Origin of the sequence: Geobacillus sp. PK12 (genome assembly GCF_004123125.1) — a bacterium.
Taxonomy (GTDB): Bacteria; Bacillota; Bacilli; order Bacillales; family Anoxybacillaceae; genus Geobacillus; species Geobacillus zalihae.
Window position 1 is genome coordinate 284885 of record NZ_SDKL01000002.1, and the last position, 22301, is coordinate 307185.

Annotated in this window: 20 protein-coding genes, 3 pseudogenes and 1 riboswitch; of the genes and pseudogenes, 13 read left to right on the forward strand and 10 right to left on the reverse strand. The window is 48.7% G+C overall.

The window, feature by feature from the left end; genetic code table 11:
- Positions 1-145: 145 nt before the first annotated feature.
- From ETR37_RS01910 to ETR37_RS01930, 5 genes are all read right to left on the reverse strand, one after another.
- Positions 146-448, reverse strand: coding sequence for a hypothetical protein (locus ETR37_RS01910; RefSeq protein WP_128570091.1), 303 nt, complete (start codon positions 446-448; stop codon positions 146-148).
- Positions 402-995: a DUF3990 domain-containing protein gene (locus ETR37_RS01915; RefSeq protein WP_033006532.1), complete on the reverse strand. Its 594-nt coding sequence runs from the start codon at positions 993-995 to the stop codon at positions 402-404. The genes ETR37_RS01910 and ETR37_RS01915 overlap by 47 nt, the downstream gene beginning before the upstream one ends.
- Positions 996-1229: 234 nt before the next feature.
- The gene (locus ETR37_RS01920) at positions 1230-2417 is read right to left on the reverse strand and encodes an IS701 family transposase (protein ID WP_081133251.1); all 1188 of its coding nucleotides are present in this window, start codon (positions 2415-2417) and stop codon (positions 1230-1232) included.
- An 828-nt stretch (positions 2418-3245) separates the two neighbouring features.
- Positions 3246-3752, reverse strand: coding sequence for a hypothetical protein (locus ETR37_RS01925; RefSeq protein WP_200861017.1), 507 nt, complete (start codon positions 3750-3752; stop codon positions 3246-3248).
- Positions 3753-3778: 26 nt separating this feature from the next.
- Positions 3779-4402: an IS3 family transposase gene (locus tag ETR37_RS01930; protein WP_081133252.1), complete on the reverse strand. Its 624-nt coding sequence runs from the start codon at positions 4400-4402 to the stop codon at positions 3779-3781.
- Here ETR37_RS01930 and ETR37_RS01935 point away from each other — a divergent pair.
- The 8 genes and pseudogenes from ETR37_RS01935 to copZ form a co-directional block, all read left to right on the forward strand.
- A pseudogene (locus ETR37_RS01935) lies at positions 4290-5282 on the forward strand (FAD-dependent oxidoreductase); the annotation flags it as partial. The gene ETR37_RS01930 and the pseudogene ETR37_RS01935 sit on opposite strands and share 113 nt — an antisense overlap.
- Positions 5283-5297: 15 nt before the next feature.
- A complete protein-coding gene (locus tag ETR37_RS19350) occupies positions 5298-5585 on the forward strand; it encodes a ferredoxin family protein (RefSeq protein ID WP_165754979.1) in 288 nt (95 codons plus the stop codon).
- 5 nt (positions 5586-5590) lie between these two features.
- Entirely contained in the window at positions 5591-5791 is a 201-nt protein-coding gene (locus tag ETR37_RS01940; RefSeq protein ID WP_033006882.1) for a hypothetical protein, read from the forward strand.
- A gap of 115 nt (positions 5792-5906) precedes the next feature.
- Positions 5907-7349, forward strand: coding sequence for a glycoside hydrolase family 1 protein (locus tag ETR37_RS01945; RefSeq protein WP_020756879.1), 1443 nt, complete (start codon positions 5907-5909; stop codon positions 7347-7349).
- Positions 7350-7485: 136 nt separating this feature from the next.
- Positions 7486-8037, forward strand: a complete 552-nt coding sequence (locus ETR37_RS01950; protein ID WP_164977973.1) for an NADPH-dependent FMN reductase — start codon at positions 7486-7488, stop codon at positions 8035-8037.
- Between the two features lie 148 nt (positions 8038-8185).
- The gene (locus tag ETR37_RS01955) at positions 8186-8497 is read left to right on the forward strand and encodes a metal-sensing transcriptional repressor (protein ID WP_013523213.1); all 312 of its coding nucleotides are present in this window, start codon (positions 8186-8188) and stop codon (positions 8495-8497) included.
- 15 nt (positions 8498-8512) lie between these two features.
- Complete coding sequence (locus ETR37_RS01960; RefSeq protein ID WP_129446831.1) at positions 8513-10909, forward strand: heavy metal translocating P-type ATPase; 2397 nt, start codon at positions 8513-8515, stop codon at positions 10907-10909.
- Positions 10910-10930: 21 nt separating this feature from the next.
- The gene (copZ, locus tag ETR37_RS01965; RefSeq protein WP_011230404.1) at positions 10931-11134 is read left to right on the forward strand and encodes a copper chaperone CopZ; all 204 of its coding nucleotides are present in this window, start codon (positions 10931-10933) and stop codon (positions 11132-11134) included.
- A gap of 41 nt (positions 11135-11175) precedes the next feature.
- On the opposite strand, the pseudogene ETR37_RS01970 reads toward copZ, so the two are convergent.
- Both ETR37_RS01970 and ETR37_RS01975 read right to left on the reverse strand, forming a co-directional pair.
- Positions 11176-11328, reverse strand: a pseudogene (locus ETR37_RS01970) (multicopper oxidase domain-containing protein); the annotation flags it as partial.
- Between the two features lie 29 nt (positions 11329-11357).
- A complete protein-coding gene (locus tag ETR37_RS01975) occupies positions 11358-12248 on the reverse strand; it encodes a C39 family peptidase (RefSeq protein WP_033006881.1) in 891 nt (296 codons plus the stop codon).
- A 447-nt stretch (positions 12249-12695) separates the two neighbouring features.
- Between ETR37_RS01975 and asnB the strand changes: the two genes are divergently transcribed.
- From asnB to ETR37_RS01990, 3 genes are all read left to right on the forward strand, one after another.
- Positions 12696-14603 carry an asparagine synthase (glutamine-hydrolyzing) gene (gene asnB, locus ETR37_RS01980; protein WP_060788692.1) on the forward strand — a complete coding sequence of 636 codons (1908 nt, stop codon included), beginning with the start codon at positions 12696-12698 and terminating at the stop codon, positions 14601-14603.
- A gap of 200 nt (positions 14604-14803) precedes the next feature.
- A riboswitch (cobalamin riboswitch) is annotated at positions 14804-14999 on the forward strand.
- Positions 15000-15054: 55 nt separating this feature from the next.
- Positions 15055-17412, forward strand: coding sequence for a ribonucleoside-diphosphate reductase subunit alpha (locus ETR37_RS01985; RefSeq protein ID WP_129446832.1), 2358 nt, complete (start codon positions 15055-15057; stop codon positions 17410-17412).
- A gap of 113 nt (positions 17413-17525) precedes the next feature.
- Complete coding sequence (locus ETR37_RS01990) at positions 17526-18566, forward strand: ribonucleotide-diphosphate reductase subunit beta (protein ID WP_081133315.1); 1041 nt, start codon at positions 17526-17528, stop codon at positions 18564-18566.
- Positions 18567-19218: 652 nt separating this feature from the next.
- Here the strand turns inward: ETR37_RS01990 and ETR37_RS02000 are convergent.
- From ETR37_RS02000 to ETR37_RS02010, 3 genes and pseudogenes are all read right to left on the reverse strand, one after another.
- Complete coding sequence (locus ETR37_RS02000) at positions 19219-19755, reverse strand: HD domain-containing protein (protein WP_013146000.1); 537 nt, start codon at positions 19753-19755, stop codon at positions 19219-19221.
- A 129-nt stretch (positions 19756-19884) separates the two neighbouring features.
- Positions 19885-20091: a 2Fe-2S iron-sulfur cluster-binding protein gene (locus ETR37_RS02005; protein WP_020754493.1), complete on the reverse strand. Its 207-nt coding sequence runs from the start codon at positions 20089-20091 to the stop codon at positions 19885-19887.
- A gap of 8 nt (positions 20092-20099) precedes the next feature.
- A pseudogene (locus ETR37_RS02010) lies at positions 20100-20249 on the reverse strand (encapsulin); the annotation flags it as partial.
- 153 nt (positions 20250-20402) lie between these two features.
- On the opposite strand from ETR37_RS02010, the gene murB reads away from it, so the two are divergent.
- Entirely contained in the window at positions 20403-21317 is a 915-nt protein-coding gene (gene murB, locus ETR37_RS02015) for a UDP-N-acetylmuramate dehydrogenase (protein ID WP_015374224.1), read from the forward strand.
- Positions 21318-21427: 110 nt separating this feature from the next.
- The gene (locus ETR37_RS02020; protein ID WP_240673866.1) at positions 21428-22201 is read left to right on the forward strand and encodes a diacylglycerol/lipid kinase family protein; all 774 of its coding nucleotides are present in this window, start codon (positions 21428-21430) and stop codon (positions 22199-22201) included.
- The last annotated feature ends 100 nt before the right edge of the window (positions 22202-22301 follow it).

Sequence of the window (22301 nt, forward strand, 5' to 3'; positions counted from 1 at the left end):
CTACTTGCCAAAAACAACATTATGGAAGTATTGTTACCAAAGATGCATAAATTATTTTTTAAAGTAATAAATAGGTGCTTGATGTTTCTGGTAATATGTGACAAAGAAAAGAATTAAGCTTTTAGCATAATCTCTTGCTAAAAGCTTAATTCGATACCTGTAGTTCTAAATTTTTTACTCTTTTGGGAAAAACACTTTCATATTCCTCATAAATATATTTTGCCCAAAAATTTGGTCCCATATGTTGAGCCCATTCAATATCTTCGGTGATTTTATTTATAATTTTTGGATCCCAAACTATTTCTTTTGCCTTTGAAAAATCCATATTGTATTTATCTTGTAGAACCTTTGCAATTTCATTTCTAAAAGAAGGATAGCCGTGCTCGTGCTCATAATTCAATTTATTTCTTAACTGTTCTCTTGTCATTGTACGTTTGTTGTTGATCATATGCTTTCACCACCTTTTGAAGGGTAATCACATTATATGTGAAAATGTTTTGGTTGTGAATAGATAGCTGGTCATATGTTGCATACTGAGCAATTTCTTCATAAAACAATTCAATATCAAGCTCTCCACTATCGACCAAATTAACAAGGTCAAAAATTTTTCCGTCAGCTACGCCGCCAAATACATAATCGTAACGGTGAGTAAAGCATTGTTTTTTTGAGCGATTGTTATATATGAATTTTGCCCATTCTAAATCCATCTTATGCAGTATATATCCATTATATTCCTTTTTTAACCTTGATATGTCTAACACATATACGAACACTATTGGTTCTTCGCCTTCTAACTTAGCTCTTTTCTCTGCATGTTTACTTGCTTGGATAAAATTGGATGTCAAATAAAAACCTTTTCCAAAATCGGTATATTCTTGACAAAGATCAATATTGACTCCTTCTTGAAGCGAATCAAAATGTTTTGAAGTAGTACCATGGTACAAAATTTTTGAAAATTGATTAAAATTTTTAGATAATACTGCACTCGAAACCATAAAACATCCCATTTTTCTTTTTTGTTTAATTATACCGTCTGTTCATAATAGGTGTCAATTTAATATAGATGCTAGTTTACCACAAATTGTTAGTTTTACAAGTTCACCATACCTAGCAATATTAACTTTTTTTAATGTACCAATCATCCTAAAAAAATTTTATCATGTTTTACTGTAGATGAGTAATTTTCATTACAATATTTTCCATTAACAAAGAGACAAACAGGGTAACCCTTAGGCGACATGGAGTTGTTTTTTGACAACATCAATGGGAATATCTTGCTTCGCCGCGTTGTAAATGAACTCAACTAGGCTGTGTCCTTTCCGCGATCGAAGAAGCTCCAGTCCGGCGGAGAGGTCTTGTTGAGATTCGGCTATGCTGTACACGCAAGCCAACAACACGGTGATCCAATACCGTTTGACCGCCCGAACGTGGCGAACACGGTACCCATCAAGCTTCAGCTGGTCTTTTGCCTGCCGGAAAAAGCATTCGATCGACCAGCGTTGGGCATAGTAACGCAAGATGTCTTCGTCACTCAGCTCCCGATCGGTGCTCAAGATGCAATGAAGATGTTCGGGTGTCATCGGCTGAGCAGCCTTCCAAGTAAGCAGCACCACCGCATCATCAAGACCGTTGAGCGCACCTTCGTAGCGGTAGACACGATAGCGCTCGTTCCCCACCGTGACGAGGCGGGTGTCTCGCGGTTCGAGATAGCGGGCGAACTGCTTGGCTTGGACGGCGATGCCTTTCGGGTAGAGAATTCGGTTCGTCTTGAGCATCGCGATGACATGGAATCCCTTTTTCAGGCAGGCTTCGATGAGCTCTTTGGACGGATACCATGAATCCATGAGCACATACACCGGATGATCCGGCTTCACCTTGAGCGAAGAAAGCATCTCCATCGCTAGGTCGACTTTGCTTGTTCCCGCCGCCTTATCATAAAGACGAAACGCGAACGGGAATGCCTGAGTCATGGTGTGTACCATCAGCCAAACGAGCGAATGCCCCCAGACCGATTGATGATCTTTGTGGGAGAAATGCCAATCACACCCTTGAATGGCGTGCGTGGCCCGTGACGAAGGCTTCGTTTTTTGGCAAATGGTATCATCAATCGAAACAAAAAGGGGTTGATTCTCCCGTTTGGCGATTCGCTTGATGCGATGAAGGATCCATTGCTGGAGTTTGCGAAGCAACGTCTCTTCATCCCAAGGGCTTTTCGTGAAAAAATGGCTGAGCGTTGTTCGATGGTTGGGATGAAAACTCCAGTGATGGACATCGGTCAACGTTCCCGAAAATCCCTTGGTCGTCAAGGCATCCACAATATGAACGAGATGCTTGATGACCGGTTTCGAGAAATAAAGCGCCAACCCCAACGCCATGAAAAACTTGTGGATTCCTTGATGATGTGCTAATCTATTCATGAGACATGAGCCTCCTTGTGAATGGTTGGTTAGCACATCTATTTTAACCAAGGAGTCGGGTTCATGTCTCCTTTTTTGTTTGGTTGTAAATTTATGTTAGTAAATTTACTCAACTACAGTCAATCATTTAAAATACGATGTCGTCCTCCAAAAAACAACCGCATCGATTTTAAGGCGTTTAGTAGGACCGTATAGGCGTTTTTAATATAGGCGTTTTTAATCAAGGGGATTAAAACCATCCATTACCCCGCTGTTTAAAACGTGTTATACGCCAATTTTAGAGGTCATTTTTTTGGTAAGGGTTAAAACAATGTTATTTTTAAGGAGTAATTCTGGAATTTTCGGACGCATAAAAAGGCACGCCGGCATCGTATTTTTATTTTTGTCAGTCGAAAAAAAGATGTACTCAAATTTGAGCCTACCTAAGAGGGACTAGCGAAACACGAGGAGAGTCCTAGTTTAGATTAGCTTACCCAAGTTTAGGGACATCTACGACATCGAATATTATTCGTATCAGGTCAAGGTTTGTTTGGCTTTAATTGAACAAGCGCCTTTCTTTTTCAAATCGGTTAAAAAGAAAGGAAGAAACAGCCCTCCCAAGATCTGTTTAAGCTTAAAGGAGAGCTATTTCTTCCTTAAAGATTAACGAAGTCTTTTGGTTTCCTCTAAAATTCTTTTCAGTTCAGCTACTTTCATACGAAAAAACCTTATCTTTCCTAGAGTGATTATGTTTAATATTGAGTAGCAAATAAGGCTTAGGGAATACTCTTTATCCTCATTAATATCGTGAAAAAACTTCACTCAAACACTCCCTTGCTAAAATTTATTTTAAGTATAAGGCATACACTCCAATATACATTCTTTCTTTACATAGGATGCTACTGCTCTGCATGTTCTGTGCTTTTTAATCACCAACATACAAGCAAGATATTTTGAAATACTAAACGCCGGAACATTTTTGCATATTTGACTTGGATAAGTACCTTTTGGGCAAATAGCGCTTGCTCTAAAGATGATATTCTCCGCATTATTCTCATTATTTGTATTACTTTGTGTATCTAAAATAGCATCTATTTCGTTTTGTAAAACAGCAACTTCTTCTATGTTTTGTAATGTATCTTGTATTTCATTAAATTCCTCGTTTGAAACAGAGCAATCTGTACATTCTTGATCCTCTGTAATAACTTCTGTTTCGCCTGTTTCATAATCAGTTATCTCTTTTGAAGTTCCATCATAATGTATTTTAAAAACTGATATGATCTTCTCATTATTTAAATCATACTGCATTTCAAAAATTGTAACATTTGTATCGGAAGCAGAAGAATTAAATTGCACAGTTATAGTTGAGCGCTAAAGCTCAACTAGCACCACGGGTTAGGAATGATATGATGAGCCTTCAGCAGTTGATGGTACTGGCGGGATGTGTACTGGGAGCCTTGATCGCTATGGAGAAGGACTCCTCGCGCATCCCGTTTTTTGATGGCATCCTTGACCGTTTCGATCACCAATTTTAAGTCATTCGAACGACTGATGCGATACGCAATGATTTCATTGTTGTACAAATCTTTAATAGCAGACAGATACAAATAGGTTCCTTGAAATGGCACATAGGTAATATCCGTCACCCATTTTTGGTTGGCTGCAGTGGCCGCAAAATCACGGTTTAACACGTTCGACGCTACGATATTCTCCTTTCCCGCTTTATACTTCGGCTTTTTTCGACGGATTTTGGCCTGAACCCCCAACTCTTTCATCAGTCGGTACACTCGCTTATGATTCACGGTCTTCCCATAATTTCGTTTGATCCATGCCTTCACGCGGTAGTATCCATAGATCCCATTGACCTTTTGATGGCATTCGAGGATCATTTGCGAGCCGTACAACAACTTTACCGTTTTGCGGGCGAAGTTTGACCAATGGTTTGCCGAGAAAGCAGTCGAACAAGGGGCGTTGCTCGTTTGTGAAACGGTGGCACTCGAATGCATCGTTGAAAAAGGCCGCGTCGTCGGTGTCCGCACCGACCGCCCGGACGGCGAGGTGTATGCCGATGTCGTCGTGCTGGCGGACGGCGTGAACTCGCTTTTGGCGAAACAGCTCGGGTTTCACCGTGAATGGCGGCCGGATGAAGTCGCGCTCGCAGTGATGGACATTGTCAAGCTCGATAAAAAAGTGATCGAAGAACGTTTCAACCTTGATCCGGAGCAAGGATGCACGATCGAGCTGCTCGGCGATGCAACAAAAGGCATATTAGGAACCGGATTTTTATACACCAATAAAGACACCTTAAGCATCGGCGTCGGCACGCTGCTTTCCGGGCTGATCAAACATAAAATCAAACCGTACGAGCTGCTCGAATATGTCAAAAACCATCCGATGATCCGGCCGTATCTCCAAGGGAGCGAGCCGGTCGAGTACTTGGCGCATTTGATCCCGGAAGGCGGCTACCACTCGATGCCGAAAGTGGTCGGGGACGGTGTGCTTGTCGTTGGGGATGCCGCTCAGCTCGTCAATGCCATTCACCGCGAAGGATCGAACATGGCGATGACTTCCGGACGCCTGGCAGCCGAAACGATCATTATGGCAAAAACGTACAACGATTTCTCGGAGAGCATGCTTGACCATTATCGACTGAAACTGATGGAGAGCTTTATTGTCCAAGACTTGAAGAAGTATAAAGATGCAACCCATCATTTTGATGCGTTCCCGCAATATTTTGAACGCTACATTCCGCTGCTCAACCGGGCGGCCAGCCACATGTTTACGGTCGATGGGACATCGAAATGGGAAAAACAGAAAAAGATTTGGCGCGATCTTGGCTCGGTGAAAGAAAAACTCAAATTGGCGCGTGATGTGTTCAAGGTATGGGGAGGTGATGAAATAATGAGTCATTTGCCAACGATTGAGGAAAAACAATATTTAATCCGCTTTAATGCCGATACGAAGTCCCACCTTCACGTCCTTGACCACGACATTTGCCTGACGAAATGCCCGGATAAAATTTGCACGATTTTCTGCCCGGCGGCGGTGTATAAATGGGAGGGAACGCGGATGCATGTCGGTTATGAAGGCTGCCATGAATGCGGCAGCTGCCGCATCGGCTGTCCGTATGAAAATATTCGTTGGGAGTATCCGAGAGGCGGTCACGGGATCGTCTTTCGGCTAGGGTGATCGTTATGTTCCACATCGGGGATTGCGTCATTTTTGCCTGTGATGGGGCGAGGGAAATCGTGCTTGAAATGAATGCTCACTCTTGCCACGTGTTATGGGAAGACCGTTTCGTCAGTTGGGAGAAAAAAGAGCTGTTAACGGTCGATGTGGAGTTGACGAAAAGGCAAACGATTCGTGTTTCTTCCGATGTCAACCACCCGTTGTAAGGATGGTTTTTTATGGGGGAGAAGAAACAGCGGAACGAAGCATTCGTCGGTGTAGGCGGAGCGGCGTTTGTGGTAAGCTAGTGGGGAGGCATACTTGCACAGGAGGGACTGACTAGTGGTTACAACGAACGAGGCGTTTCCCACCAACTTTTTATGGGGAGGAGCGACGGCGGCCAACCAGATCGAAGGAGGATTTGGCGAAGGAAACAAAGGGGTAAGCATTGCCGATGTGCTTCCGGGAGGGAAAATACGACAGCAGCTGCTGAAAGAGAAAGGACTAAAGTTTGCCATTGATAAAGAGAAGTATACATACCCGAACCATGAAGCGATCGACTTTTACCATCGGTATAAAGAGGATATAGCCCTGTTTGCTGAGATGGGATTTAAAGCGTTCCGCCTATCGATCGCCTGGACGCGCATCTTCCCGAACGGCACCGAGCTTGAGCCAAATGAAGAAGGGCTTGCCTTCTATGATCGGGTGTTCGATGAGTTACATAAATACGGGATTGAGCCGGTGGTGACGATTTCCCATTATGAAATGCCGCTCCATTTGGCCAAAGAATACGGTGGCTGGAGGAGCCGCGAACTGGTAACGTTGTTTGAACGTTACGCCAAGGTGATTTTCCAGCGTTATAAAGATAAAGTGAAATATTGGCTGACGTTTAACGAAATAAACGGTGCGCTCCATTTTCCGCTCATGAGCATGGGATTTGTGCCGGAAAGCGAAGAGACGAAATATCAAGAGTTGTTTCAAGCGTTCCATCATCAATTTGTCGCCAGCAGCCTGGCGGTGAAGGCGTGCCGCGAGATCATTCCGGACGCAAAAATCGGCTGCATGATTCTCGCCGCCCCCGTGTACCCGTACGACTGCAATCCAGAAAACGTCATGCATGCACTTGAAGAGGAGCGGCTGTTGAATTTCTTTTGCGCCGACGTGCAAGTGCGCGGCGAGTATCCATCCTTTATGAAACGCGTGTTCGACGAGCGCGGGGTGAAACTCGATATTCGCGACGGGGATTTGGAACTGATCAAGAAGCATACGGTCGACTATATCGGTTTAAGCTACTATATGTCCGTCACCCAGAAAAAAGACAAGATGGATGATGAGCTCATCCCCGGCAGCGTATTTGATGGGGTGAAAAACCCGTTCCTTAAAGCGAGCGACTGGGGCTGGGAGATCGACCCTATAGGGCTGCGCATCATTTTAAACCGGTTGTACGATCGGTATCGCGTACCGCTTTTTATTGTGGAAAACGGGCTTGGGGCGCATGACAAAGTGGAAGAAGACGGCTCGATTCACGACGATTACCGCATTGACTATTTGCGCCGTCATATCGAAGCAGCGCGTGAAGCGATCGCCGATGGCGTCGAATTGATTGGCTATCTCGTATGGGGCTGCATTGACCTCGTGAGCGCCTCGACCGGCGAGTTTTCAAAACGGTACGGGTTGATTTACGTCGATAAACACGATGACGGCAGCGGCACGCTCGAGCGGAGAAAGAAAAAGTCGTTTGATTGGTATCAAAACGTCATCGCGACGAACGGGGAAGAGTTATAATGGGAATGACCGCAAGGGGAATTTGAAGCAAAAGGCAGCTGATGGAATCGAATGGCAAAATAGTAAGGGAATGCGCGCTCGCCTTGCGCTGCGGGGGAAATTGACCATCAACCCCATTTGAAGGAGGACGAAAATGATGAACATTGTGGCTCTTGTCGGAAGCTTGCGAAAAGACTCATATAACCGGAAATTAGCGGAGTTTATGCGAGAACGGTACAAAGACAAATTCCAATTGGACATTGCCGATATCGGCGCTCTGCCGCATTACAATCAAGACGATGAACTCGATCCGCCCGAAGTCGTGGCGGCATTCAAGCGGCAAGTGGCGGATGCGGACGGGGTTTTGATCGTGACACCGGAGTACAATTGGTCCGTTCCCGGCGTGCTGAAAAACGCGCTAGATTGGCTGTCGCGTGTGGACAAAGTGTTGGTCAATAAATCCGTGATGATTGTCGGAGTATCGACAGGGATGATGGGAACAATCCGAGCCCAGCTTCATTTGCGCCAAATCTTGCAAAGCCCGGGGCTGGCTGCGAAAGTGTTGCCGCCTGCCGGGAACGAGGTATTGATTAATTTTGTGAACCAAAAGTTCGATGAATCGGGGCAATTGACGGACGCAGCAACGATCCAATTGTTGGATCAGGTGATCGAACGGTTTGTTCAATGGATTGCCCAAAGCGGACGGTGAGCACCGTTCGCTTTTTCTTTCGGTAGGCAATGAGTCCGAGTCAGCTGAACAATTGGCTTGATGATGGTGGGCATGATTTGTATTAAGGAGCTTATGTTGCGTTTTATACCCATTACCGGTATAATGTAATGAAAAGAGGTGATGTTTGATGAACCATTATGAAGATCATCATGTGGATAAAAAAATGGTTCCACGAACGGAACAGGAAATCGAACGCATCATCAAGCGCTTGAAGCGCATTGAAGGGCAAGTGCGCGGGGTGCAAAAAATGGTGGAGGACAATCGGTATTGCATCGATATTTTAGTGCAAATTTCTGCGATCAGAGCGGCGTTGAACCAAGTCGGGCTGCAGCTGCTTGAACGCCACGTGAGCCATTGCGTGGCGAAAGCGATCCGTGAAGGGAGCGGAGACGAATCGATTCGCGAATTGATGGATGTGATGAAACAATTTTCGAAGTAAGGGGGGAAACGGGAAATGGGGGAGCCGAAAACCGTGACGCTGAAGGTGACCGGCATGACATGCGCCGCGTGCGCCAATCGGATTGAGAAAGTATTGAATAAGATGGAAGGCGTCAAAGCCCATGTCAATTTGGCCATGGAAAAAGCCACGATTCAATACGATCCATCGAAGCAAACGATCGCCGATATCGAAACGAAAATTGAGAATTTGGGGTATGGCGTTGCGACGGAAAAAGTGACGCTTGATATTGAAGGAATGACATGTGCGGCCTGTGCGACGCGGATTGAAAAAGGGTTGAATCGGATGGAAGGTGTGACAAGCGCTGCTGTCAACTTGGCGACAAACAGCGCGGTGGTCGAATACAAGGAGGGTGTTGCATCTGTCGAAGACATTTTAGAGAAAATCAAAAAGCTTGGGTATAAGGGGCAAATTCGAAACGAAGAACAAGACGATGCTGGCCGGAAAGAAGAGCGGTTGAAACAAAAACAACGGCAACTTGCCATTTCCATCATCTTATCGTTGCCGCTGCTTTATACGATGCTGGCTCATATGCCGTTTGATATGGGCTTGCCGATGCCGCAGCTCTTGATGAATCCGTGGTTTCAGCTTCTTTTCGCTACACCTGTTCAGTTCTACATCGGCGGTCCTTTCTATGTCGGGGCGTACCGGGCGTTGCGAAACAAGAGCGCGAACATGGACGTCCTCGTGGCGCTTGGAACATCGGCTGCGTACGTTTACAGCTTGTACGAAGCTTTTCGGACGCTTGGGAATCCTCAATATATGCCAAGGTTGTATTTTGAAACAAGCGCCGTCTTGATTACGCTTGTGCTTGTCGGAAAATACGTTGAGGCTCTTGCGAAAGGGCGGACAACCGAAGCGATCTCGAAGCTAGTCAGCCTGCAGGCAAAGGAAGCTACTGTCATCCGTAATGGGGAAGAAAGAAAAGTTCCGCTCGAGGAAGTGGTGATCGGCGATACGATCCTTGTCAAGCCAGGAGAAAAAATCCCGGTGGACGGTACAGTCATCTCCGGCGCCTCTTCCGTAGACGAATCGATGATTACCGGTGAATCGATTCCGGTTGATAAGAAGGAAGGCGACTATGTGATCGGAGCGACCATGAATACAAATGGGGTGCTGACCATTCGAGCAGAAAAAGTAGGAAAAGATACAGCACTTGCCAATATCATTAAAATCGTCGAAGAGGCACAAGGTTCGAAAGCTCCGATTCAGCGGATGGCGGATGTCATTTCGGGTATTTTCGTACCAATTGTTGTCGGAATTGCGGTTGTTGCATTTATGATCTGGTACTTCTTTGCTGCGCCGGGTGATTTGGCGAAAGCGCTTGAGGCGGCCATCGCCGTTCTTGTCATCGCGTGCCCTTGTGCGCTCGGTTTGGCCACACCGACATCGATTATGGTCGGCACCGGCAAAGGGGCAGAACAGGGAATTCTCTTTAAAGGAGGTGAGTACCTAGAGAGAACGCATCAAATCAATGCCGTATTACTCGATAAAACAGGAACCGTGACAAAAGGAAAACCGGAAGTCACCGATGTGCTGGCCTTCCGCGAGGACATGCTCGATTATGCGGTTTCCGCCGAGAGCGCTTCGGAGCATCCGCTGGCTCATGCGGTTGTTGAATACGGGAAGAAACAAGCGATTTCGATGAAGCCATTGGAGCACTTCTCCGCCATTACCGGCCACGGAATTGAAGCTGTCATTGACGGAAAAAGCATCCTTATTGGGACGCGAAAATTGATGAAGGAACGCTCTGTAGCGATTTCTGTGCATGAAGATAAAATGGTAGAGCTTGAAAAACAAGGGAAAACAGTGATGCTCGTTGCCATCGATGGACAGCTTGCCGGCATCATTGCGGTCGCGGATACGGTAAAAGAAAGCTCCAAAGAAGCCATTCAAACATTAAAACAAATGGGCATCGATGTCTATATGGCAACAGGGGACAATCAACGGACAGCGGAAGCGATCGCCAATGAAGTCGGCATTGAGCATGTGTACGCCGAGGTGCTCCCGGAAAACAAAGCGAACATCGTCGAGGAATTGCAAAAGCAAGGAAAACGTGTGGCGATGGTCGGCGATGGGATTAACGACGCTCCAGCTCTGGCCAAAGCGGATATTGGGATGGCGATTGGCACAGGAGCTGATGTCGCCATCGAGACCGCGGACGTGACCTTGGTCGGCGGCGATTTACGCCATATCCCGAAAGCCATTGAGTTGAGCCGCCAAACGATGAAAAACATTCGGCAAAATCTGTTCTGGGCGTTGTTTTATAATACGATTGGCATTCCGGTCGCCGCTTTCGGATTATTGGAGCCATGGATCGCTGGAGCGGCGATGGCATTCAGTTCTGTGTCGGTTGTCGCCAACGCGCTTCGTTTGAAACGCGTGAAACTATAAACATTCAAGGAGGAATGGACGATGACCATTACATTACAAGTACAAGGAATGACATGCGGACATTGCAAAGCGGCAGTGACCAATGCCCTTCAAGCGTTGGATGGCGTCAGCCGTGTAGAAGTGCATTTGCAAGAAGGAACTGTCGATGTGGAGTATGATGAAACAAAGGTCAGCGTAGAAAAACTGAAAGAAGCGATTGAAGAGCAAGGATATGATGTGAAATAACATACGGAAGGTGCCCCGAAGTGATGACGGGGCACTTTTCATTCATCGAATACAAGCGTGTAATCTCGATCGACTTTTTCTTCATTTTTCGGTTCTACGATTAATGTTCCGTACAGTCCTTTGTCCACTTGCTCGGCGCTTTTTTGATGGGAATGATACCAATACGTTCCCGGCACGGTTGCGGTAAATTCAAAAAAGGCAAGCGATTCGGATTCACCGATGTCTAACGGTGGTAGGTAATCGCCTGCCGTCCCATTTGAACCCAAGCGTCGATAAAGTCTTGTTTCGGCGCTTTTTGGTTTTTGACAGCGGTCAATGGATCATTGAAATAAATATACTGCTCATCGTATCCCGTAATGAGCACCGCGTGTTCCCGGTACGTGATTTTGATCGGGCCTTGCGGGGTTTGCCATTCCCGAAAGGCAGAGGGAGGAAGAGGACGAAAGGTGGTGTTGGTGATCACCCAAACCGGTGCGCCTTTGGCCAAGTATGTATAGATGTTCTCAAACGATTGCCCTGTTAAGTCGATGATTTGGTTCGGCAAGTACCGCTCAGCCAACTGCTTGATCGGCTTATGGTACACGCCGTATCCAGGCTTCGATAACGTATACATATCGCCGACAAACCCTTCATTTGGGTGGCCGTAAAACACTTGGCCATTCCGCACTTGATACGGAGTAGGGTTTTTCTTGATTTGTTTCGCCAACGTCATCTTATCGACGCGAATGCCGGCATGATTCAAGAGCATGGCCAAGCTGGTTACTTCGCATCCCCTCGGCAGTTCCGGAAGCTGAGACAAAAGAGGGGCGTCAATCAGGACGGATGTCCTTAGCGCTTGTTTCTTTGAAGAGGCAGCTGATCGATTCGCCTCCTTTGCTTGATTGCTGGGGGACGGATTGGTTTCTCTGCTGTTTCTGTTCTGTATGAAGGCTTTGATGGCATCGCCTGTCTGGGCCGAACTTGCATAATAGGATAATGAGGCGGCCAATAGCAAGAAACAGGAAATATACAATCCGAGCGACAGTTGATCCATCCTCCCGTTCAGAGGTCTTCTCAAGAGAACAAAACAAAGGGAAACGATGAGAAAAGTCAAAAAAAGGATAAGCGCTAACAAGCCATTCTCAACTCCTTTGTAACACGTGTGTGTTTTTATCGTAACAGATCGATGTGCAAAAATGGTGAAATTCACACTTTCTCCATACTTTATCGTTAATATTATGAGGAACTGAAAATCTTGCAAGCAGTGTTCCTGAAAAAATGGAAACAGATTGTTTTTGAAACTTGACGTTGTGTACGATAGAATGAAAGTATGGTTCATCACCAAAAGATGTACTTGACTTTTAAAGACAAACATGATAGCAATGTTGCTCAAAGAGATGTGTGGTATAAAAAGGAAAAATGCTGTTTTGATTTTCTCTATCATAATCGTCTTTCTTTGTCAAGTACACTTTGTGGTGAAGAGCCGAAAGTATCTTTGTATCCATAATTTTAGTTTTAAACAAAAAGGTTTTTCGTTTAGTTTTTGGATTCTTCTTAGCAAAGTGGAGGGACAATCATCGCCATGTGCGGTTTTATTGGCTGTATTCATGATCGCCCGAGAGCGATTGAGCAAACATGGAAAACAACGTTGATGGAGATGAACCGCCTGATTACCCATCGCGGCCCCGACGATGAGGGGTATTTTTTTGATGAATACGTGAGTTTTGGCTTTCGGCGGCTGAGCATCATCGATCTGGAGGCGGGGCATCAGCCGCTGTCTTATGAAAACGATCGATATTGGATCATTTTTAACGGGGAAATTTACAACTATCTTGAATTGCGGGAGGAGCTGGCGGCGAAAGGATATTCGTTTGCGACGCATTCGGATACTGAGGTGATTGTCGCCCTTTACAGCGCCGAAAAAGAAAAAGCGGTCGAAAAACTGCGCGGGATGTTTGCGTTTGTCATTTGGGACAAGCAAGAGAAAACGGTGTTTGCGGCGCGCGATCCGTTCGGCATTAAGCCGTTTTTTTATGCGGAGCAAGGAGACCGCACGTTTTTCGCTTCGGAAAAGAAAAGCATCTTGCTCGCTCTGGGACAGGAGTCGCTAAACGGCGATTCCCTGCAGCATTATTTAACATTCCAATATGTCCCTGAGCCGCTGACGATGTCGGCCGGCATTTACAAGCTGGAGCCGGGGCATTATCTCAAGAAACAAGTCGGAAAACCGCTCACGATTCATCGTTATTGGAAGGCATCCTTCGACCCCATTCGCCAATCGGAAGAGGAGCTTGTCAAGCAAATCCGCGATGCGCTGTTTGATTCGGTCAGCGTCCATATGCGCAGCGATGTGCCGGTCGGTGCGTTTTTGTCGGGAGGCATTGATTCATCGTTCATCGTCGCCATCGCGAAACAATTCCATCCGCACCTGAAGACCTTTTCCGTCGGATTTGAGCGGGAAGGGTTCAGCGAAATTGATGTCGCAAAAGAAACCGCAGAGAAGCTTGGGGTAGACAACATTAGCTATGTCATCTCACCGCAGGAGTATATGGAAGAGCTACCGAAAATTATGTGGCATATGGACGATCCGCTTGCCGATCCTGCGGCGGTGCCGCTTTATTTTGTCGCTCGTGAGGCGAGAAAGCATGTCACGGTTGTGCTTTCTGGCGAAGGGGCGGACGAGCTGTTCGGCGGTTACAACATTTACCGCGAACCAGAGTCGCTGCGGCTGTTTGTGCGTATGCCAAACATCGTAAAAGCGGTGTTGCGGATGATCGCGAAGCTGCTTCCGGACGGGATGAAAGGAAAAAGCTTTTTGGAGCGCGGCACGACGCCGCTTGAAGAGCGGTATGTCGGCAATGCCAAAATCTATAGCGAAAAGGAAAAAGCGGCGCTGCTCAAAACGTACCGAGGAGGGTGCGAATATACGGCGGTGACGGCTCCGTTTTACCGCGAAACGCTTCATGACCCGCCCGTCAACCGGATGCAGTATATTGATCTTCATACATGGCTAAGGGGCGATATTTTAGTCAAAGCGGACAAAATGACGATGGCCCATTCGCTTGAGCTGCGCGTTCCCTTTTTAGACAAAAAGGTATTTGAGGTTGCTAGGCAAATCGCCCCTGATATGAAGATAGCCAACGGTACGACGAAATATATTTTACGTAAAGCCGCCGAAGGCATCGTGCCGGATCATGTGTTAAACCGGAAAAAATTAGGGTTCCCCGTGCCGATTCGCCACTGGCTGAAAAACGAAATGTATGACTGGGCGAGACAGCTCATCCACGAAAGCGAAACCGATCATCTGTTCCATAAGGATGTGCTCCATCGGCTGCTGGATGAACATGCCCGCCACAAGGCGGACCACAGCCGCAAGCTGTGGACGGTGTTGGCGTTTATGGTTTGGCATCAAGTGTATGTGGAAAAGAAGTACGATTTTGCTTCATCCGCACAAAGCGAGGAGCGGCCAGCGTCTGTTTTGGAGGCGTAGCAGGGAAACGACAGGGCGTTCTAAGGGCGACACCTAGAACGCCTTTTTCGATGGTGCGGACAGTTTCCTTGCCTTTGGCGAAGCGAAAGAGAAAATTTGCTTTCTCCCGCTCTTGCAATTTTCCCGGTTTTGGTATATGCTTGTTCCATCAGGATGCTAAATACTATATATTGGTTTTGAAGTCTTGTTGTACAACTACATATCGTTCTGCCAAGCAATGGTGTCCATCAGGACTTAATAGGGAATCCGGTGTGAATCCGGAACTGCCCCCGCAACTGTATGTGCGGACGAAATGGGATGGCCACTGGCGGCAAGAGCCGTTCGGCGCGCCGCTGGGAAGGCCCCAAAGTAGGACGATGCACGAGTCAGGAGACCTGCCTTGCTTGGAACGTTTCATGTTCTTCGGGGTGTGAGAAGATGAAACGATAGGGGAAAAGAAAAAGGGTTTCGTATGCCTTTTTTCCGTCTGTCGTTTCATCCGCTCGCCTGCCCGAGCGGATTTTTTATTGAAGGAGTGGGGAAACGAATGACCGTATTGACGAAAACGATCATCCTCGATGACCAAGGGAAGCCGGTTTCGTTTTCACGTGAAGAGTTTGCGTCGCTGATTGGGCAAGCCGCCGCTGGATTCGGCCGTCTGTCGCTTGATGAATACGTCGAGCGTGTTTGGCAGCTTCTTAGCCGAAAGGAGTCCGTCACGGTAGAACAGCTGCACCAAACGGCTATTTTGGAAGGACTTTCTTACATTGATGAAGAGGAGCCGGACTGGACGTTTGTGTGCGCCCGGCTGTATTTGCGGCAATTGTACCGTGAAGCGGCGCGGCAGCGCGGGTACGATGAACGCGAGCGGTATGGCGATTTCTACTCGCTGCTTGTTGCGCTGACGGAACAAGGGGTGTACAGTCCGTTCTTGCTTGAACGTTATACGAAAGAAGAAGTCGACGCCATCGGTGCGTTTCTTGATCCGGAGAAGGACAAGCTGTTTACGTACATTGGGCTGCGCACGCTCGCGGACCGGTATTTGGCGCGCGATTATGAGCGGCGGTTGTATGAATTGCCGCAGGAGCGGTTTTTGGTCATTGCCATGACGCTCATGGCGAATGAACCGCAAAAGCAGCGGCTTGCGCTCGTGAAGGAAGCGTATTGGGCGTTAAGCAACTTATACATGACCGTGGCGACGCCGACGCTTGCCAACGCTGGGAAGTCGTACGGCCAGCTCTCAAGCTGCTTTGTCGATACGGTCGATGACAGCTTGCAAGGAATTTATGACAGCAACACCGACATCGCCAACTTGTCGAAATCGGGCGGCGGCATCGGCGTCTATTTAGGCAAAATCCGTTCGCGCGGCAGCGACATCAAAGGGTTCAAAGGGGTTTCCTCCGGCGTCATCCCGTGGATGAAGCAGTTGAACAATACAGCGGTGAGCGTCGATCAGCTGGGGCAGCGCAAAGGGGCCATTTCCGTCTATTTGGATGTATGGCATAAAGACATTTTTGCGTTTCTCGATGCGCGGCTCAACAACGGCGACGAACGGCTGCGGACGCATGATTTGTTCACCGGCGTGTGCATTCCGGACTTGTTCATGGAGCAAGTCGAACAGCGCGGCGACTGGTACTTGTTTGATCCGCATGAAGTGCGGAAGGTGATGGGGTTTAGCTTGGAAGATTTTTATGATGAGGAAAAAGGGCGCGGGAGTTTCCGCGAGAAATATTGGCGATGCGTCAACGAACCAAGGCTGTCGAAAGAAAAAGTGCCGGCGATCGACGTGATGAAAAGCATTATGCGCAGCCAGCTCGAGTCGGGGACGCCGTTTATGTTTTACCGCGATGAAGTGAACCGGCAAAACCCGAACCGCCATCTCGGGATGATCTACTGCAGCAACCTTTGCACGGAAATCGCGCAAAACCAAAGCCCGACAGTGACGAAGCGGCAATATGTGAAAGACGGGATGATCATCATTGAGAAAATCCCAGGCGATTTTGTCGTCTGCAATTTATCGTCGATCAACTTGGCGCGGGCGGTGACCGATGGGGTTTTAGCGCGGCTCATCCCGATTCAAATGCGGATGCTCGATAATGTCATTGATTTAAACAATATTCCGGTGCTGCAGGCCGGCCTGACGAACGAAAAATACCGCGCTGTCGGGCTTGGAACCTTTGGCTGGCATCATCTTTTGGCGTTAAAAGGTATTCGCTGGGAGTCGGAGGAAGCGGTCCGCTATGCCGACGAGCTGTATGAAACGATCGCGTATTTGGCGATTCAAGCGAGCATGGAGCTCGCCAAAGAGAAAGGGAGCTACCCGGCGTTTCCGGGGTCGGACTGGCAGACGGGCGCTTATTTTGAGCGGCGCGGCTACGAAAGCCACGGTGAATTGGATTGGGATCGGCTGAAGCAAGACGTGGCCCGCTATGGGATGCGAAACGGCTATGTGATGGCGGTGGCGCCGAACGCCTCGACGTCGATCATCGCCGGCAGTACAGCGAGCATTGACCCGATTTTCTTAAAAGTGTACGCCGAGGAAAAGAAAGATTATAAGATTCCCGTTACGGTGCCGGATTTAAACGAACAGACGACATGGTATTACAAATCGGCGTACCATATCGACCAGCGCTGGAGCATCAAGCAAAACGCCGCCCGCCAGCGCCATATCGACCAAGCCATCTCCTTTAACTTCTACGTCGTGAACACGATTAAGGCAAAAGAGCTGCTCGATTTGCATTTGACGGCGTGGAAGTCGGGGCTGAAAACGACGTATTACGTGCGTTCGACATCGGGGACGATCGACGAGTGCGATTCTTGCGCGAGCTGACCATGGGGCGCAACAAACGCCTTTGGTCGGGCTTTCCCTTCCTTGTGCGGGAGGGGCGTCCGCGGTTGGTCGCGCATCACGATACTTGAAAGAGAAAGGAAGGAATCGACACCATGACGATCCGCTTAGTCAAACGGCCGATTATGGATCCAGAGGCGCCGAACCGTTCGACGGGCATTATCAACGGCCGCTGCTCGAATGTGTTGAACTGGGACGATATCGCCTACCCATGGGCATATGCGAAATATAAGCGAATGCTCGCCAATTTTTGGACGCCGTTTGAAATCAATATGGCCCAAGATGTGAAGCAGTTTCCGCAGCTGACCGCCCGCGAACAGGAGGCGTTTTTGAAAATCATCGGCCTGTTGGCGCTGCTTGACAGCATTCAAACCGATTACGCGGGACGTGTGGCGGATTACATTACCGATCCAAGCATCAATGCCTTGATGATCATGCTTGCCCAGCAGGAAGTCATTCACAACCATTCGTATTCGTACGTGCTCTCGAGCCTTGTGCCGAAAGCAAAGCAAGATGAAGTGTTCGACTTTTGGCGAAACGAACCGACGCTGCGCAAGCGGAACGATTTTGTGACGAACGGCTACAAGGCGTTTGCCGAAGAGCCGAATGTGGAGAACTTGCTGCGGTCGATCGTCTTTGACGTTATTTTAGAAGGATTGTTTTTCTACTCGGGGTTCGCCTTTTTCTACAACCTCGCGCGCCAGCAAAAAATGGTGGCGACGAGCACGATGATCAATTACATCAACCGCGACGAGCACATTCATGTTGATTTGTTTGCGAAAATTTTCAAAGAAGTGTTGAACGAATACCCGGAGTATCGGACGCCGGAGCTTTCCGATTTTGTCCGTGAAACGTTTACGAAAGCGGCTGAGCTGGAAATCGAATGGGCCGGGGAAATCATCGGGAATGACATCGATGGCATCGACTTGGCTGATTTGGAAGCGTACATTAAGTTTTACGCCAACGTCCGCGCTCATCAGCTCGGTTTTGACCGCCCGTTTGACGGCTATCGGACGAACCCGCTCCGCTGGATTAAAGCGTATGAAGAAGTCGACCTCGGCAAATCAGACTTCTTCGAGCAAAAACCGCGCCAATATACGAAAGTGCAAGTGGATAATGGGTTTGATGAGCTGTAAGGAAACCCGCGTTGGGGCATCGTCCAACGCGGTTTTTTACCGGAAAACATGATTAACGGAGGGATTCTCGCTGCATTATACAATGGGGAAGAGAAAAGGAAAAGAGATGTTGCGGCTTGTTGTCGGACGGTAGGCTTGGGCGCCTTACCTTGGTATAATGAGAAAAAACGTCCTTGTGAACTACCCACCACCTACGCTTCGCTTAGAGATGGGGGCTTCGAGCGACTTGTGTGTGTTCGCCGAACGGTAAGCCACACACAAGAANNGGCTGACGCCAACCGACATTCATCTCCCACTTTCACTTCGCTTCGAAGTGGGAGACTTCTTTCGGAAAGATGTTAAATTGAACATTTACGAAGAAGAGAGCGGTAAGTGCAGGAAAACGGTGCGTTGCGACGGTGCTCCAAGGCTTTCCGTTTTTTAGGAAGAACGGCAGCGGGCGTTTTGGCGGGACAGATGGTGCCAAGCAGTCTTAAAGCGTGAGTGGACGATGAGGATATAAGAGGGCATTCGATGGTGTGTATCGTTCTGTGTCGCTGGCGCGCGAGCAGCCCACCTGATGAAAGGGTGAGCTGTTTCCGTTCAGAGCATACATTGTTCGTGGCGATGTTTCGCGTCTGTTCAAGGGGAATGGCGACATCAAGGCAAGCGGTCAAACAATATCCCCGAGCCGCTCTTTTCCGTGCTGACGGCTGACGAGTTCGTCGAGCTGGCGGATTTTTTTCCACGCTAAGTCGTCGCTGATCGTTCGATAATGGTGGCGGCCGCCGGGCTCCTCGTCGGCTTCGTCGGCCCATTTGACGATGGCTTGAAGCGGCGTTCGTTTCCATTCTCCTTCTGGAAGGTAGGAATCGGTATGAAGCAAAATCGCCAGGGCAATTTCCTTAGCGTTTTGCGGATGTTCGCCAAGGCGGATCAGCAGCTTATGGGCGCGCTCGGCCCCTTTGATGGCATGGATGTCGTTTTGCCGGTATTGTTCGTAGTCCCAACGGCCGTTTTTGTACCATGTGTAATGGCCGATATCATGAAGCAGTGCCGCTTTTGTCGCCAAGTCGACGTTCACTCCGTGGCGGAGGGCAAGGTGGTAGGCATGGTACGCCGCGGTGATGGCGTGGGCGAGGCCGGATCGTTTTAAATATTTTTGCGCAATCGGATGGGCAAAGACGTCGGTTAAGGTGACCGTTCTCATAGGCATCCCCTCCGTTTTTTGTATTTCTCACCATCATACCATGGCGTAAAGAGTCAGGCAATGAGAGAAAGTAGGTGGGAGCGGTTGCATGGGAAAAAATAAGCCGATCGTGCTAAAATAGCGCTCGGCTTATTGGATTTGTGCTTGGCAGGCAAGCCGTTTGGCTGGTTGATCCGTTTTTTCGCGCTCGCGCCGCGTTTTCGGAGCGAGAAGGTGAGCGCCGGCCAGAACGGTGACCATGCAACGGCCACACGTTCCTTTTTTGCATTTGTGATCGAGCAGAACACCTTGTCCTAGGGCGGCGTCAAGAAGCGAAACGCCGGGGGCTGGCTGCACGGTGAACGTTTTCCCTTTTTGTTCGATTTGAATGACAAACCAAATTCAGTTGAACCATTGAAAATCAAATCGTCCTCGAGCAGCGTGCACTGCTGGGCGGCGTTGGCGGCGGCGGAAAAGTCGATCGGGCTGCCGAGCTGTTTCGCCTGTTCAATGTCACTTCGAATGTCACCTTTTCTCCTGGTCCGGAATAAAACAGAATAAGGAACATTGCCCACTTGATATGCGGCGCGATTCCGGCGATAATGGAAACGATGTGGAATGAATGCCGCCAAGCGGCATGGAATGAGCGAAGAAGGTGAGACAGAACGATGAAACGTGCGGAACATATTTATCAAAGACTCGTAGAGATTTGTGGGGAAAGAAACGTCCTGCGCGATGAGCCGATGAAAAACCATACATTAGTGCGGATCGGCGGCAAGGCTGATTTTCTCGTTTGGCCGGAAACGTACGAGCAAGTCATCGAGGTGCTGCGGCTGAAAGAGGAGTACGGCCTGCCGTTTACCCTTCTCGGCAACGGTTCGAACGTCATCATCCGCGACGGCGGGCTGCGCGGCATTGTCATGCAGCTGAAGCATCTCAACCGCATTTGGCGTGAAGGAAACAACGTGATCGCCCAAAGCGGGGCGGATATTAAAGCGGTGTCGCGGTTCGCGCTCGAACAACATCTCACCGGGTTGGAGTTCGCCTGCGGCATTCCGGGGTCGGTCGGCGGGGCGATTATGATGAACGCCGGAGCGTACGGCGGGGAAGTGAAAGATGTGCTTGACCATGTCAAGGTGGCGACGCTCGCCGGCGAGTTGAAAACATTGACAAACGAGGAACTGGAGCTCGGTTATCGAACAAGCATCATCAGCCGGACGCATGATATTGTGCTTGAAGTCGTCTTTTCCCTGCAGCCGGGCGACTATGCACAAATCAAGGCGAAAATGGATGATTTAACATTTCAGCGCGAATCGAAACAGCCGCTTGAGTATCCGTCGGTCGGCAGCGTGTTTAAGCGGCCGCCGGGCTATTTCGCCGGCAAGCTCATTCAAGACAGCGGCCTTCAGGGAAAAGGATTCGGCGGTGCGGAAGTGTCGACGAAGCATGCAGGATTCATTATTAACAAAAACAATGCGACGGCTGCCGATTACATCGCGACGATCGACATGGTGCGCAAAACAGTGAAAGAAAAATTCGGGGTCGATCTGGAATTAGAAGTCAAAATTATTGGCGAGGAATGACGGAGGATCCGAATCCGGTTTGCGGGTTCGGATTTTTCTTATTTCGCCGAGAGGAAAAATGAAACAAACCGCCAATAGGTAAGAAAAGGGATTATGAATGGGGGGAGAGGATGAACCTTTATTTCATGATCAATCCAGCCGCCAAAAACGGCCGGTCCGTGTCGATTTGGAAGCAGCTGCAACCGCTGCTCGATCGGGAAGGAATCGCCTACCAGGCATATTGGACGACCCGAAAGGGGGAAGGAAAGGAAATCGCCCGACGAATTGGCGAGGAAAGCGCTGAGCCGACGGTGATCGCGGCGGTCGGGGGCGACGGGACCGTGCATGAAGTGGTGAACGGAGCGGGTTCGTTTCCGCACGTTGCGATTGGCTGCATTCCGGCCGGAACGGGAAACGACTTTGTCCGCGGCTTCCGGCTTGCCCGAACATCGAAACAGGCGCTCCAACGGCTGTTGAGTGACGTTCGGCTAGGCAGGGTTTTGTCTTTCGATCTCGGCCGTTTTGCCAGCAGCGCCGTGCCCGACGGCGCGTTTGCCAACAGCGTCGGCTGCGGTTTTGACGCCCATATCGCCCGCATGGCCAACCGTTCGGCATGGAAAGGGCGGTTCAATCGTGTTGGGCTTGGCTCGCTTATTTACATGCTTTATTTAGTGATAGAGCTATTCCGCTATCGACCCGTCGATCTTGACATTTGCATTGACGGGCGAAACTATTCATTTCAGCAAGCTTGGATGGCGACTGTGTCCAATCATCCGTACTACGGCGGAGGTATGCGCATCGCCCCGTCCGCCCGGGGTGATGACGGCTTGCTTCATGTGACGGTCGTAGGGCCGATGCCTCGTTGGAAAATTCTTGCGCTGTTTTTAACAACCCATACGCCGTAAGTCCCCCACCTCTAAGCGAAGCGTAGGTGGGGGATACACGGCGTTCTTTTTTTTACTTTTGATCAAAAAAAAGAAAAAAATGGGTAAATCAATGAAAAAG